11 protein-coding genes and 3 pseudogenes are annotated in these 13,040 nt (G+C 57.7%); 8 read left to right on the plus strand and 6 right to left on the minus strand.

Going from position 1 to position 13,040, the window contains the following annotated elements; all coding sequences use genetic code 11:
- From EG244_RS20675 to EG244_RS11940, 4 genes and pseudogenes are all read right to left on the minus strand, one after another.
- Positions 1 to 400 (minus strand): annotated as a pseudogene (locus EG244_RS20675) (hypothetical protein); the annotation flags it as partial.
- The gene (locus tag EG244_RS11930; RefSeq protein WP_124965228.1) at positions 400 to 2,733 is read right to left on the minus strand and encodes a hypothetical protein; all 2,334 of its coding nucleotides are present in this window, start codon (positions 2,731 to 2,733) and stop codon (positions 400 to 402) included. The pseudogene EG244_RS20675 and the gene EG244_RS11930, both read right to left, overlap by 1 nt.
- Complete coding sequence (locus tag EG244_RS11935; protein ID WP_124965229.1) at positions 2,730 to 3,488, minus strand: hypothetical protein; 759 nt, start codon at positions 3,486 to 3,488, stop codon at positions 2,730 to 2,732. The genes EG244_RS11930 and EG244_RS11935 overlap by 4 nt, the downstream gene beginning before the upstream one ends.
- A gap of 502 nt (positions 3,489 to 3,990) precedes the next feature.
- Positions 3,991 to 4,557, minus strand: a complete 567-nt coding sequence (locus EG244_RS11940; protein ID WP_124965230.1) for a transposase — start codon at positions 4,555 to 4,557, stop codon at positions 3,991 to 3,993.
- Positions 4,558 to 4,907: 350 nt separating this feature from the next.
- Between EG244_RS11940 and EG244_RS11945 the strand changes: the two are divergent.
- From EG244_RS11945 to chrA, 7 genes and pseudogenes are all read left to right on the plus strand, one after another.
- A pseudogene (locus tag EG244_RS11945) lies at positions 4,908 to 5,060 on the plus strand (integrase core domain-containing protein); the annotation flags it as partial.
- Between the two features lie 543 nt (positions 5,061 to 5,603).
- Positions 5,604 to 5,954: an ArsR/SmtB family transcription factor gene (locus EG244_RS11955; protein WP_124965232.1), complete on the plus strand. Its 351-nt coding sequence runs from the start codon at positions 5,604 to 5,606 to the stop codon at positions 5,952 to 5,954.
- A gap of 2 nt (positions 5,955 to 5,956) precedes the next feature.
- Complete coding sequence (gene arsC / locus EG244_RS11960) at positions 5,957 to 6,382, plus strand: arsenate reductase (glutaredoxin) (protein ID WP_124965233.1); 426 nt, start codon at positions 5,957 to 5,959, stop codon at positions 6,380 to 6,382.
- Complete coding sequence (arsB, locus tag EG244_RS11965) at positions 6,382 to 7,440, plus strand: ACR3 family arsenite efflux transporter (RefSeq protein WP_148097630.1); 1,059 nt, start codon at positions 6,382 to 6,384, stop codon at positions 7,438 to 7,440. Before arsC ends, arsB begins: the two co-directional genes overlap by 1 nt.
- Positions 7,437 to 8,126: an arsenical resistance protein ArsH gene (gene arsH / locus EG244_RS11970; RefSeq protein ID WP_124965234.1), complete on the plus strand. Its 690-nt coding sequence runs from the start codon at positions 7,437 to 7,439 to the stop codon at positions 8,124 to 8,126. The genes arsB and arsH overlap by 4 nt, the downstream gene beginning before the upstream one ends.
- Positions 8,126 to 9,316, plus strand: a complete 1,191-nt coding sequence (locus tag EG244_RS11975; protein ID WP_124965235.1) for an MFS transporter — start codon at positions 8,126 to 8,128, stop codon at positions 9,314 to 9,316. Before arsH ends, EG244_RS11975 begins: the two co-directional genes overlap by 1 nt.
- Positions 9,317 to 9,454: 138 nt before the next feature.
- Positions 9,455 to 10,663 carry a chromate efflux transporter gene (gene chrA / locus EG244_RS11980; RefSeq protein ID WP_124965236.1) on the plus strand — a complete coding sequence of 403 codons (1,209 nt, stop codon included), beginning with the start codon at positions 9,455 to 9,457 and terminating at the stop codon, positions 10,661 to 10,663.
- A 336-nt stretch (positions 10,664 to 10,999) separates the two neighbouring features.
- Here chrA and EG244_RS11985 read toward each other — a convergent pair whose 3' ends face one another.
- The gene (locus EG244_RS11985) at positions 11,000 to 11,572 is read right to left on the minus strand and encodes a L,D-transpeptidase (protein WP_124965237.1); all 573 of its coding nucleotides are present in this window, start codon (positions 11,570 to 11,572) and stop codon (positions 11,000 to 11,002) included.
- A 249-nt stretch (positions 11,573 to 11,821) separates the two neighbouring features.
- Entirely contained in the window at positions 11,822 to 12,226 is a 405-nt protein-coding gene (locus EG244_RS11990; protein ID WP_233589002.1) for a transposase, read from the minus strand.
- A 246-nt stretch (positions 12,227 to 12,472) separates the two neighbouring features.
- Here EG244_RS11990 and EG244_RS11995 point away from each other — a divergent pair.
- Positions 12,473 to 12,989 (plus strand): annotated as a pseudogene (locus EG244_RS11995) (transposase); the annotation flags it as partial.
- Positions 12,990 to 13,040 lie beyond the last annotated feature (51 nt).

Raw genomic sequence — 13,040 nt, forward strand, 5'->3', positions numbered from 1 at the left:
GGGTAACCCTTTGCCAAACCGCATCCTGGGTCTCCCCACTCTTCTTCCTATATCCGGTCGCGGCGATGGTGCGATTGCCCAGATCTTTCCACGTTCCCCGGCCAGAGAGGAGGCAATGCACCATACGGGCTTGTGTCCCGTTTTTCATAGGAAGCGCCAGGTTGTTGACTTCCTCAAGCACCCGTTGAATTTCTTGGCTTTTTCCTACTCTGGTATTGCCCGTGACGATCACGCCGCGAGCCTCGAAGGGTTTCCCCAGCTTCGAGCGAAGCCGGTAGTCTTCGATGCACTGGACCACGGCGTCGCGAAGGCGGTCTGCTCGGTCCATCCGGAAATGCGCAGACTTCAATCCCAGGATCTTGGTTTCCTGTTCCGTGGTGAGGGACTGGAGTGTGATCATCAAATGAAACCCTTTTTCTGGACTGGACGGCTGAGTTTGGTGGAAACCGGCTGATCGCCGGCCAGGGTTTGGGAGGTCGGAGATGCCTTCTTTTTGGAGGGCTTCTTCACCTTCGTGTTGGGTTCAGAAATTTCATCTGGGGCTGCCAATGCAGGAGCAGCGGCGTCCTGCGCTGCAGGCTCCGCGGAAGTGCCTACAAGATCACCTTCAAGGATCACTTCCGGATCGAGAAGCTCATCCAAGGTCCGGTCGTTGCGGTGTGGGTCATGCACATGCCTGGTGCCCCGGAAGACGTTTTCACAGTCTTTCTTCACCTTTTCGAGGCTTGCGAAACCAGTGGAACGATTGGCCTCGGCGAATTTGCGCTCCAAAATCCCATTACGTTTACGACGGGCTTCCATGACGTAATCGTGGTCATATTCGGTCCGACGGGGATCGATTTCCCGCATGTAGATACCAAGGTCACGGAATTCCGGCAGGGTCAGCCCAGCGTAAGCCGTTGTCTGGAGGGCAGCGTTTATAAGTGGTTTATGACCTTGAACCGCGATCGTAACTACTTCGAGATCGTCTGGGTCGAGATAAGCATCCACTTTTGTTCCGGGAGCCAGGTCGAGCTTTTGAAGCTCATCGCAGTTGTAGCTCAGGTGCTGGAATAAGGTGACCCCCTCATGACTGGCGGAAACATTAAAATGCATGCCCAGTTGCAACCGACGCCGTGCTGCATCAGGCGGGGGCGTTGCGCCGCGAATTCTTTGAACTTCTTCGAGCATTTGAAGTGGTGTGCGGCCCCCTAGACCAAGGCCGCGGTGCGGAAGATTTGGATATTCCTCGAGGAAGTAAATGGAGACCAAAGCATAGAGCGACGGCAGGTCCAGAAGCGTATCCGCGACTGCATCATGACCCGCTTTATGCGAAGGTGATCTGCCTGTTGATCCTGGCAGAGGGTTAATCAGGCGCGACGTCATCGAGCCAATCACACGCTCGACATTCGGCTTGTCGGTGGCGGCATAGCTGCGCGCATCCATGGACATGGTGCCCATTCCTAAAAGGGCGTTTTTGACTACAGTGTTGCGAACGCCTGTTCCGCCGTCGGTCATCACGCGGCCGACAGCGGCCCCTGGAATAATGGGGCCTGTATATCCATATTGCCGAGCTTCGAGTTCTTTGCTCCGTGTCGCCATCCGCAACACCTGCAGGGTCGCTTCGGCATTGGGATTTTCTGTAATTGCCCAACCTACAACCAGTTTCGTCGCGACGCAGATCGCGAGCACAATTGCATAACGCTGCTGGGCGGCAGCTGCCTTTTCTTTCAGTTTTGCCCGTGCTTTTGCGCCTAACTTGGGTGAAACCCCATCGACCACAGCATTTATTAGGACGTCTAACCGGCCCTCGTCGATTTCGATAAACTCGTTGAACAACAGCGCGCGGATATCAGTGCTGCCCCTCCCAAATTTGTTACGCGCCTCGTGAATGCCATGATGGGCAACAAACAGTTCAGTAGGAGATACATGTGCTCTGATTATTTGCCTCAGCGTCGCGTGTGCCGGTAAAGACAGCTTTTCAGGAGGGCGGCGAGCAAAGTCTGAATCACCAGACACCCTCGCGGCGGCAAACTTGTTATAGTCGTCAATTTTGACTTCAAGCTGATCCTTAAGGTTCGCGACTGTAAGTTGCCGGGTATTCAATCCTATTTCTTTTATGGTCGAGCATGCGAGTTGATAGACCAGCCAGTGAAGCCGATTGCCTCTGTTCCCTTTCAGATGGTCCAGTGGAACGAATGCTTCGAGCCTATCCTCAATGTCCATCAAACCGGACAACGCCTCGTAAAGCCTCATCAAAGTGCGCCCCTTCGGCACGGATCTTGGATGCTTCGCTTGTGAGGAAATCGTAGAGCCAAATGCCGTGAAACCATGCCCAGAATAGCTGTTAACGAAATCTGCTATCCTGTCTCTGACTTCGGGATGTTGAAGGTATCTGATGCTAACCGTTTCTTTGCGGCCCTGTGTTTGGCGCGCAATCTCATTGTCTTCCTTCCTTACCGCGAGCGCACAGGCATGGTTGAAGGCTGCAATCCGTTGCTGAGTTTTATTCAAGCTTTTTACGGTTTCAAAACCGCCCAGCCTTTTGCGGCTTCTGCCTCCAGCGAGATCTAAGCTCGCATTCCCGCTTTTGAGCAGGCTGGTAAAGTCGGCATATGGCAGGTAATGCGACACGCCCTGAGTATCGAGCAGCTTGTAGCCGCCCTCATAAGTGCCCTGATGGTGATATACGTCTGGGCCGACTACCATCTCGGCTCCAACGGGCACGGAGTAAGAAAATGCCTCGCCCATCATGCTGCCAGCTCCAACCGAGCGTGTTCCCAGAGCAGATGGTCTAGGTTCGCCTTCAGGCTGCCGCGCGCCACCAAGCGGTAGCAAGATCGGAATATGGCACCCTTTGAGAGATCAATGCGCCCGTAAAGGTCCGTCATTCGGCGAAACAAAGGCGTGGACCGGATTGCATCGAGCACCTCAGCATCGATTGCCTCGTCTTCAGCGGTTCTCGAAAAATGGGCAGCGTGCAGCCGGATCAGATTGTCCTTTCGCTGCCGTGAGAACATGTCTGTATTCACCACGACAAGTGTGTCGGCATATGAGGGCGCCATCAATGCGCGCAGGCTGGCGATCTCCGCTTTGGTTTCCGTTCTGGTGAGGCTCTGCCCATTCTTGACGTAAAAAATACGTCTATGACCGTTACGATAGGTGGCTAAGAGGTCTGGGAAGTGAAAGTTAGGTTTAGGCCCTTTCGAGGGGAGCTCTATAGGCTTGGCCTGAAACACCAGATCATAGAGGTCTGGCCTCAACAGCAGCATATGAGCACACGCCAGCTCCCCACCGCTTTCGCATGCGCCGATCCTAGGCTGCCAGTTGTCCGCAGCCGTCCGATAGAGAAACTGCATCCGCTGCGAAACTGCACTACGCCCCGTAGGCTCACGATAGCCGGCGAACGGCAGGATATCTCTTAGCGGACCTAATTTTGGTTTTTCGATCTGCGGCAACTTCGGCTTTGCGTGATCCCAGCTTTCGCGCTGGTAATACTCGTCTGACATGTCTCTCACCCTTGGCGGGACACCCAGCCCGCCATTGTCTCACGATCGGTCGGCTTGGGCTGCGATATGCATGACTGCTTAGTCCCCCGGAGAGGTTCATTTGTTTGCAGATGCATAGGGCAAGCCGCGCCCACCACTTATCGCCCGCCGGTGTGGCGTGCGGCTCTTTCAGAATTCAGCCATATCGTGGCTGTCAGATAAGGAAGCTTGAAAGGGGTGTGACTATAGAGGGTGACTCATAAATTTGAGTCAAGTCATTGTTATAGCTAGAATTTTGTAAATATCTTCTCGTGCGGTTTTCGGCGTTTTCCAAAGGCGCAACGAGCTTGTCTCAAGGATTTTCCAATTCATATCGAGAGGAAAGCCCAGCGATCATCAGGGCGGCCGTGTCATCTTTACCTCCGTGTTCCATGCATCCCGCTTGAGAACATAAGGCCATATTTTCCGGCGCCCAAGTCACCGGGGAAGATAAAGATGTGTATAAACAGATAGGGTTAAAACATCATCGCTTGATGAAGCCACGCCGGACCTGGTCCAACCAATAGCGATGCTCAGCCGAGAAAAGTGCAAGGTGCGTTGGCTGCATAGGCTCGTGCATGCAAATTGCCCGTTCCAGAAGCCCTTCGCCGGCAGGCGCGAAATCCTGCAGTATTAACTTTTTCACGCGATAGGCGGTTGGCTGCGGGAGCTTATATTTTGCCGCGATCCGCTTTGGAGAGGGGTAGCGCCGGTCGCTTCCGAGGGCAAATTCCCGAATCACGTCCTCCGCGACGAGGAACCAGAGCGAGAAGCTAAGCTTGGTGCGGTGCAGGAACGTGCCGTTGGTGACCGAAAACTGCTTGCGGCATCTATGGCACTGGAACAGACTTCCGCGTTCCAGTTGCCCGATTGAGGTTTGAGCACATTCTGGGCAGCATATGCTGGTCGGCCACCTCGTCTCCTGAAGCCGTTGCCTTAGATCATCCTCTCCTAGGGCTTTGAGATAGCCTGGCTCGGGCAACCTTTCCCAAATCAGCAGCCAGCGAAACTGACCGTCATGGTCATCGTCGAAAAATGGCAGTCGGTTCATATTACTTATTCAATTGATTTTTCGAGAGCATCCGTGTGTGGGAGGCAGATGGTCAATCCCATCGCAGCAGTAAACATTAAAAGTCCCCAAGAGCTGAACTTCTTTGGACGCTTACATTTTGCTGTCCTTGGCGTGCATCGCGACTTCAACTCTAGCCCTTGGCTACGAGGACAGGTTCGCTGAATGCAACATGTCTTTCGCAGCTGCCAGTGTTCGCCAGGTAAATCGATCTGAGTGCCCAGAAGGGTTGGCCGGCACTGCATTCCTCGCCGATCGACGGCTCGACGACATTAGACCCGCTGTCTCACAAACATGAATCCGCCGCACGGAGGGATCGTGCAACAAAGCCCCTGCGGGCCTACGCAAGCGTCTCGGAAGCGAGCGTCGGAATTGGCAGGTATCTGAACTTCTACAATAGCCGTCGCCCGCATTCGTCCCTTGACGGCAAAACCCCAAATCAGGCCTATTTCAACCTGCCAATGCCCGAAGCGGCAGCGGCATAACCGAGGCGGAAAACCACTTAAAAAACGTCCTGAACCTGTTCAGAGCAACCGAACCACCCCGGCTTCCCTTGGCTTATGGTATTGATACGACAGCGTGACCACATGGTAGCATGGTCCCGTGCCCTCGCATCACTTGCATTGGAGGCATTCCCATGCCGACACAAAACTGGCGGTCAGAGCCCCGAGAGATCAACCTGTGCCGCGACAGTAAAGGGCAGATTGTGAGCATTCCCGCTGACCTCGAACTTCCGGGAGATCGGGTGAGGATCCGACGGGAGGGGCATCGCCTCATTATCGAGCCGCTGCCGAGGCGCAAGAGCCTGTTTGCTGTGCTCGCAACGATTCAACCACTCGGTCCGGAGGATGAGTTCCCGGATGTGGATCGGGCACTTCAGCCGTCGAAGGCCGTCGAAATTTGAGACAGCTGCTCCGGGCAAAGACAGTCGGGCGGCTGCCGCTCTCCCGTCTTTCAGATTAAGCTTTAGACTTGCATCCAATTCCTGTTTATTCATAGATCTCAAGATCTATTGAGGGATTGATTCGATGGAAGAAGAACGTGCACTCGCCGCTTTTGCGGCGCTATCGCAGGAAACGCGGCTCCGCATTGTTCGGCTGCTGATACAGGCCGGACCAGAGGGCATGGTGGCCGGCTCCATCGGCGAGGCCATTGGGGCCACCACCTCGCGCCTGTCCTTCCACCTGACACATCTGGAGCATGCTGGCCTGATACGGTCACGACGCGATGGGCGCTTCATCATCTATACCGCGGTCTATTCTGCCTTTGCCGGGCTGATCGGGTTCTTGATGCGCGACTGCTGCCAAGGTCACCCCGAGATTTGCGCACCTGCCGTTGCGGCATTGGATTGCGCCTGCGAACCCACTGAGAAGGCATGACCATGGACATCGTGATCTATCACAACCCAGCCTGCGGGACGTCTCGCAATACACTGGCGATGATCCGCAATGCAGATATCGAGCCGCATGTGGTCGAGTATCTGAAAACGCCGCCAACCCGTGATCTGCTCATCCAACTCATCGGGCGGATGGGGGTCGCGCCGCGTGCGCTTCTGCGCGAAAAGGGCACACCTTATGCCGAGCTGGGCCTTGATGATCCTGCGCTGCCTGATGAAGCGCTTATCGATGCGATGATGAAGCATCCGATCCTCATCAACCGGCCCATCGTCGTCAGTCCTAAGGGGGTCCGGCTTTGCCGTCCCTCCGAGGCCGTGCTGGATTTGCTCCCCGCGCAACAGGGCGCCTTCAGCAAGGAAGACGGCGAGCGGGTTGTGGACGAAGACGGCAATCCCGTGCGGTGCGCATGATGCAGCGCCTATCTTTTCTTGATCGCTATCTGACGCTGTGGATCTTCGCCGCCATGGCGCTCGGCATCCTGCTGGGCACCCTGTTCACCGGACTGCCAGAGGCGCTGAACGCGATGTCGGTCGGCTCTACCAATGTCCCCATCGCGATCGGCCTGATCCTGATGATGTATCCGCCACTGGCAAAGGTTCGGTATGAGGCGCTGCCACAGGTGTTCACCGACAAGCGTGTGCTGCTGCTGTCGCTGGTGCAAAACTGGATCATCGGGCCGGTGCTGATGTTTGTGTTGGCGGTAATCTTCCTGCGCGATCACCCGGAATACATGACCGGCCTGATCCTGATCGGCCTTGCCCGCTGCATTGCGATGGTGCTGGTTTGGAACCAGCTCGCGCGCGGCGACAATCAATATGTTGCGGGGCTGGTGGCTTTTAACTCGATTTTCCAGATCCTGTTCTTTTCGACCTATGCGTGGCTGTTCCTGACCGTGCTGCCGCCCCTGTTCGGTCTGCAGGCCAGTGTGATTGACGTGGGCTTCTGGACGGTGACCGAGGCTGTTCTGATCTATCTCGGGCTGCCCTTCCTTGCCGGCTACCTGACGCGCCGTGTCCTGATCGCCCGCAAAGGCGAGGTCTGGTATCAAGGCATCTTCCTGCCGAAAATCAGCCCGCTGACGCTGATGGCGCTGCTGTTTACCATCGTGGCCATGTTCAGCCTTAAGGGCGGTGACGTGGTGCGCCTGCCGCTGGATGCCCTGCGGATTGCGGTGCCGCTGGTGGTCTACTTCATCGTCCAGTTCATCGTGAGCTTCATGATGGGCCGCTGGATCGCGAGGGATTACCCGCGCACCACGGCGATCGCCTTTACGGCGGCGGGCAACAACTTCGAGCTGGCGATTGCTGTTGCCATCGCGGCCTATGGCCTCGCATCGCCCGTAGCCTTCGCCGCCGTCATCGGCCCTCTGGTCGAGGTTCCGGTTCTTATCCTGCTCGTCAGTGTAGCCCTGCGACTTGGCCGCCGCTGGTTCCCTTGCGATGCCGCGCTCAAAGAGGTTCGCACATGATCCCCGACCTTCCGAACCTCTCGCCCGAGGCGGTTCAACTGCCTCAGATCGATGGGCCGGCCCCTCGCATCCTTTTGCTTTACGGCTCGCTGCGCGAACGCTCCTACAGCCGCTTCGCCACGCTGGAGGCCGAGCGCCTTCTTCGCCACTTCGGCTGCGACACGCGAGTGTTTCATGCAGGCGGCCTGCCACTGCCGGACGATACCGAGGCCTCTCACCCCAAGGTGCAGGAACTGCGCAATCTGTGCCTGTGGTCCGAAGGGCAGGTCTGGACCAGCCCCGAGCGTCATGGCGCCATGACGGGCGTGATGAAGTCGCAGATCGACTGGATCCCGCTGTCGATGAGCGCCATTCGACCCACGCAGGGGAGGACGCTGGCCCTTATGCAGGTCTCGGGCGGCTCGCAAAGCTTCAATGCCGTGAACCAGATGCGCATCCTTGGGCGCTGGATGCGGATGCTGACGATCCCGAACCAGTCCTCGGTCGCTAAGGCGTATCAGGAGTTCGATGAGGACGGGCGCATGAAGCCGTCGCCCTATTACGACCGGATCGTGGATGTGATGGAGGAGCTGGTGCGCTTTACCCTTCTGACGCGGGATCGACCCGATCTGACCGACCGTTACAGCGAGCGGAAGGAAGCCGCCGAGAAGTTACAGGAGCGCCTTAACCTGAAAGATGCGATCTGATGCAAGCGACGCGGCGCTGGCCGGTTATTTCTGCCCTTGGCATCGTGCAAATCTTCGCATGGGGCAGCAGCTACTACCTGATGGCGGTGCTGGCTGCGCCTATCGTGACAGAGACCGGATGGCCTTTGCCTTGGGTGGTCGGCGCGATATCGGTGGCACTGGCCTGCGCTGGACTGGCATCGCCACAGGTCGGCAATGGCATTGCACGCTTTGGCGGACGGCCTGTGCTGGCGATCGGATCTGCGCTTCTGGCATCGGGCCTTGCCGTGATTGCAGCCGCACCGAACCTTCCTGCCTTCTACATAGGCTGGTGTATCATAGGCTTAGGGATGAGCGCAGGCCTTTACGACCCAGCTTTTGCCACGCTGGGTCGGCTTTATAAGGAGAACGCTCGCAGTGCCATCACAGCGCTGACCCTGTGGGGCGGCTTTGCCAGCACCGTCTGCTGGCCGCTGTCGTCCTGGCTTTTGGAACAGATGGGCTGGCGCGGCACGGCGATCACCTATGCTGCTATCCACCTGTTAATTTGCCTGCCCTTAGTCCTCCGCTTGATCCCGAAAGAGCCACCGCTCCAGCCGGAGGCGGCCCCAGGCGAGACAGGTTCTTTTCTACTGCTCGGCCATGAGAGGATGGTGTTTCTGCTCATGGCCGCAATCCTCGTCATTGCCGGGCTTTCGGTCACGCTCATCTCTGTTTACCTGCTGGCGCTGCTTCAGGCGCAGGGTCTCTCTCTTTCTGAAGCAGTTGCCCTAGGCACTCTGCTGGGACCGGCGCAGGTCGCGGCACGTATCGTTGAGATGGCAGGCCGCGGAAGGCACCACCCGATCTGGGCGCTGGTTGTCGCCACGGGCTGCGTTGCCATCGGCCTTTTGCTCTTGGCACTCGATATGGATGTGCCTGGCCTCGCCGTGATCCTTTATGGTGCGGGCAATGGCGTCTTTTCGATTGCCCGCGGTTCCCTGCCTTTGGCTCTGTTCGGGCGGGATCGCTACCCGGTGGCGATGGGCCGTTTGGCGCGCCCATCGCTTCTGGCCCAAGCCGCCGCGCCCCTGCTGGGTGGGGTGCTTATGTCCGGTCTGGGTGAGGGGAAGACTTTGATGATCGTGGCCTGCCTCGGCTTGGTAAACCTTGCGCTGGCGGTGGCAATGTGGGGCATGATCCGGAAAGACACGGATCGCTCAGCCACCTGAAGGCTCAAGTGCGGATGTTCGCCTGAGCCGATATCTGACAGTAAAACCATTGCAATTCTATAAGATCACTTGCGCCGGATACGCCTGCTTTCAAGGCACGCGCGTCCTTTTGAAGAAACTAAACCGCGAGACGCATCCGTGACAAAACCATCCCACAAAGCAGGCACCGCAGGCACGCCCTCTGAGGTTTTCGGTGTGTTTCTGAAGCTGGGGCTGACGTCCTTTGGCGGCCCCGTCGCGCATCTTGGGTATTTTCGGGATGAACTGGTCACGCGCAGGGGCTGGCTGTCGGATGCCGCTTACGCAGACCTTGTGGCCCTGTGCCAGTTCCTGCCGGGGCCTGCCTCGTCGCAGGTGGGCTTTGCTTTGGGCATGATGCGGGCCGGATGGCTTGGGGCGCTTGCCGCCTTTGTTGCCTTCACGCTGCCCTCTGCGCTGATCCTGCTGGCCTTTGCGCTTGGCGCTGCCACCATGTCGGGCCCGATCGGCAGCGGCGCGCTGCATGGATTGAAGGTTGTGGCCGTGGCGATTGTGGCGCAGGCGGTTTTGGGCATGGCACGCAGCCTTTGCCCCGACCGGGCGCGCGCAACCATCGCCGTCATTGCCGTTGCCATGCTGGCCTTTTTGCCAATGGCGGTGGGCATGGTGGGCGCAATCCTTATGGGGGCGGTCGCCGGGCTGATGGTGGGTCGCGGATCGGGCAGCCCTGTGGGCGGCCATATGCCGTTGCCGGTGACCAAAACCCACGCAGGCATCGCGCTGGCCGCATTCGCGGGCCTGTTGCTGGGCCTGCCGCTGCTGGCAGGCCTGTCGCAAGGGTGGGCGGTCGCGGACAGCTTTTACCGGGCCGGATCCCTAGTGTTCGGCGGCGGACATGTTGTGCTGCCCCTTTTGCAAGCCGAGGTCGTGACGACAGGCTGGGTAACGCCTGATCAGTTTCTGGCGGGCTATGGCGCGGCGCAGGCCATGCCTGGGCCTTTGTTCACCTTTGCAGCCTATCTTGGGGCTGCTCATGGGCCTGCTCCCAATGGTGTTTTGGGTGCGACCCTCGCATTGCTGGCGCTGTTCTTGCCCGGCTTTTTGCTGCTGATTGGCGCGCTTCCGTTTTGGGAGGGGCTTCGGGCGCGGCCTGTGGCGCAGTCCGCGATGCAGGGGGCGAACGCTGCCGTTGTTGGCATTCTGGGGGCCGCGCTTTATTCGCCGGTCTTCATCAGCGCCATTGGCAATATGGGGGACCTGACCCTTGCGCTGACATGCTTCGTCGCGCTGGTGGCATGGAAAGCCGCGCCTTGGCTGGTTGTGATGATCGCGGCACTCGGAGGCATAGGGCTAACCCTGCTGTCTTAACTGTCATTGGCAGCTTTGGGCAGTAGCGGTAATGCAGGTGCTGTCCTGAGCAGTCAGAGAAAGCCTGTTTTCATGCAATGTTTCAACTTCCTTCAAAGCCAAAGTCATCCGCGGGCGTTGCTCCTCGTGCAGCTCCAAGGCTGTCGAATATGCCACTCTGGAATGGGTTGACCGGTTCCCCATTCCACCTGCTTGAGCCAATCAGGAACATCCCGCCCCCAAAGGCCGAGACCAACTTCTACGCAACTCTGAAAACTGTGCCAATCGCCGCGTAACGAAACAAAATCAGCCTCCCGGAATCCCAACAAGGTTTAGCTGAAATTTCGAATAGTCACGTCAGAGCAAAAGGACCTGTGTTCCAACTTGTGCTACGGCAAATAGCTCCGCCACCTGCTCATTATAGAGCCCGACGCATCCATCTGACGAACGCCGCCCGATTTTGCGCGTATCATGTGTGCCATGGATCAGATAAGCGGGCCAGGAAAGATACATAGCATGCGTCCCAAGTGGGTTTTCTGGCCCCGGCGGGACGTGAGAGGGTAATGATGGATCACGGCGACGCATATCCGGCGTCGGCGTCCATGTCGGGCCAACACGTTTACGAACGATTTCGGTTCTTCCGCGTTTTGTCAGCTCGTCGCTGATCGGGACCGACGTAGGGAAAAGTCGATAGGCTGATTCATCTGCCGACCAAAAATGCAAAGCGCGCGATTGCAGGTCGGCGATGATAACGCCCTTCCCAAGGCTTTCAAAATGGTCCTGCCAGCGCAGCGTGCGAAAGCCAGAAGTATTTGAGCGTCGCAAGAAAGGCTGAGGGGGGACTTCAGCCGCAGTCCTGATGGGTAGAACAAGTCCTGCCGTTGTCGCGGACAGTGCCAGAAGACTGGCTCTACGCGTAAGTTTCAACATGCCCACCTCCATTTCAGATGGGCGAATGCTAGCTGATTGTCCTTAACTCAAACTTAAGGATCACCCGGAAACACTCCGTAGAAATGCTTAAGGCTCGCTTAGCAACTCTATCTTTCACATCCCCCACATGGGACTGATTTTTGATGGTTCTTGCGCAGAGCTTTTGCATAGTGACCAGCCTCCTGTCGGCGACGGTGCTGATGAAGCTGTGCGGTTTTCCGGCCTTGCGGAGGCGATCTGCTAAGGATTTCAGCCCAGCTTGTGATGTGCCGTGACCAGGGCCGTTTGGAACATCACCTTCCGCAAAGCACGGCGATCTCCTGAGATGGCCCGTTTCCCGCGAATGGCTCCACTGACGTGCGCGCCCCGGGTCAATCCGGTGAGTGCGGCAGCCTGTTTGCCGGTAATGCTGCCGTGCCGGAACATTTCTGCAGTCATCGCCGTGCTCGCAACCAGGACTATCTCTGGGATAGAGCGGCGAACTCGGGCAGGCTCCGATAGGCGTTTATCACTCGCAATGCAGCCGGTAATGCGACCTTCCAGCTTCTTGATCAGGCTGTCGATCCGTTGTTTCAACTCGGTGTCGACATCCTCGAACATCCAGGCAGTGCCCAGTCTGATGCCACTGACTTGGGCCAGCAGCCTTCTGCGCATCTCGACCAACTGCGCTCTCCTGGTCTTCAAAGTTCCAATAAGACGCAGCTTTTCGGGTGAAGGACCCCGGCCTGCCGCTACCCTGAAGGCGAACAAGCGTGCTCACGCCCTAAGGATCAGGCGCCGCCGCACCTCACTGACTTTGGCTGTGAAGGGGCAAGTTTGACAGAACGCGGTTAGACAAGGGTCAGGACCCGTTGATCATCCGCTCGAGGCATGATTCAGGCTCCGCGAAGAGACTAACTGATGAGCAACCTTCTCTGGCTGACGGACCCGCAGATGGCGCGGCTCCGGCTCTTCCTCCCCAAGAAACACCCCACGCCGCGCGCGAATGACCGACGGGTGCACCGCACAGCGTCTAGCTTGCTGTCGAAAAATGGCGACCCCGTTCCAAAGATCCCGTCTGATCGGTCGGATTAACGACGGTATTAACACCACGCTGCACACCGTCGCCGGTGCGCATGGACGCCCGAGCCGCAGCGCTTCTGAGCAGCCCGCCTTCTGCGGGCTGGCTACTGGCCGATCTGGGTTATAATGCCGACCGGTTCAGGGAAGAATTGAAAGACAAGTGGATAGATCCCTACATTCCTGAGCGGAAGCCTCGTGCTAAGCCCACCAGGAACGACAACTGCCGTTACAAATGCCGCAACCGGATCGAGATCACGTTCGGCCGCTTGAAGGTCTGGCGTAGGATCGCCAACTGATACGACAGATGCGCGAGGTCTTCATTTCGGTCATTGCCCTGGCCGCAACCGTCTTCTTCCGACGATGGCGCCAGAATGTTTCCTGGCCCCATGGAGTCAGACGATACGCG

The organism is Falsigemmobacter faecalis (assembly GCF_003863335.1).
GTDB classification, from domain to species: Bacteria; Pseudomonadota; Alphaproteobacteria; order Rhodobacterales; family Rhodobacteraceae; genus Wagnerdoeblera; species Wagnerdoeblera faecalis.

Excerpts from the sequence above, each read along its gene's own strand:
- EG244_RS11975 (WP_124965235.1), top strand. The coding sequence starts at position 8,126 with ATGCAAGCGACGCGGCGCTGGCCGGTTATTTCTGCCCTTGGCATCGTG.
- EG244_RS11955 (WP_124965232.1), top strand. The coding sequence starts at position 5,604 with ATGGAAGAAGAACGTGCACTCGCCGCTTTTGCGGCGCTATCGCAGGAA.
- EG244_RS11930 (WP_124965228.1), bottom strand. The coding sequence starts at position 2,733 with ATGATGGGCGAGGCATTTTCTTACTCCGTGCCCGTTGGAGCCGAGATG.
- arsC (WP_124965233.1), top strand. The coding sequence starts at position 5,957 with ATGGACATCGTGATCTATCACAACCCAGCCTGCGGGACGTCTCGCAAT.
- arsH (WP_124965234.1), top strand. The coding sequence starts at position 7,437 with ATGATCCCCGACCTTCCGAACCTCTCGCCCGAGGCGGTTCAACTGCCT.
- EG244_RS11990 (WP_233589002.1), bottom strand. The coding sequence starts at position 12,226 with ATGCGCAGAAGGCTGCTGGCCCAAGTCAGTGGCATCAGACTGGGCACT.
- EG244_RS11940 (WP_124965230.1), bottom strand. The coding sequence starts at position 4,557 with ATGAACCGACTGCCATTTTTCGACGATGACCATGACGGTCAGTTTCGC.
- EG244_RS11985 (WP_124965237.1), bottom strand. The coding sequence starts at position 11,572 with ATGTTGAAACTTACGCGTAGAGCCAGTCTTCTGGCACTGTCCGCGACA.
- arsB (WP_148097630.1), top strand. The coding sequence starts at position 6,382 with ATGCAGCGCCTATCTTTTCTTGATCGCTATCTGACGCTGTGGATCTTC.
- EG244_RS11935 (WP_124965229.1), bottom strand. The coding sequence starts at position 3,488 with ATGTCAGACGAGTATTACCAGCGCGAAAGCTGGGATCACGCAAAGCCG.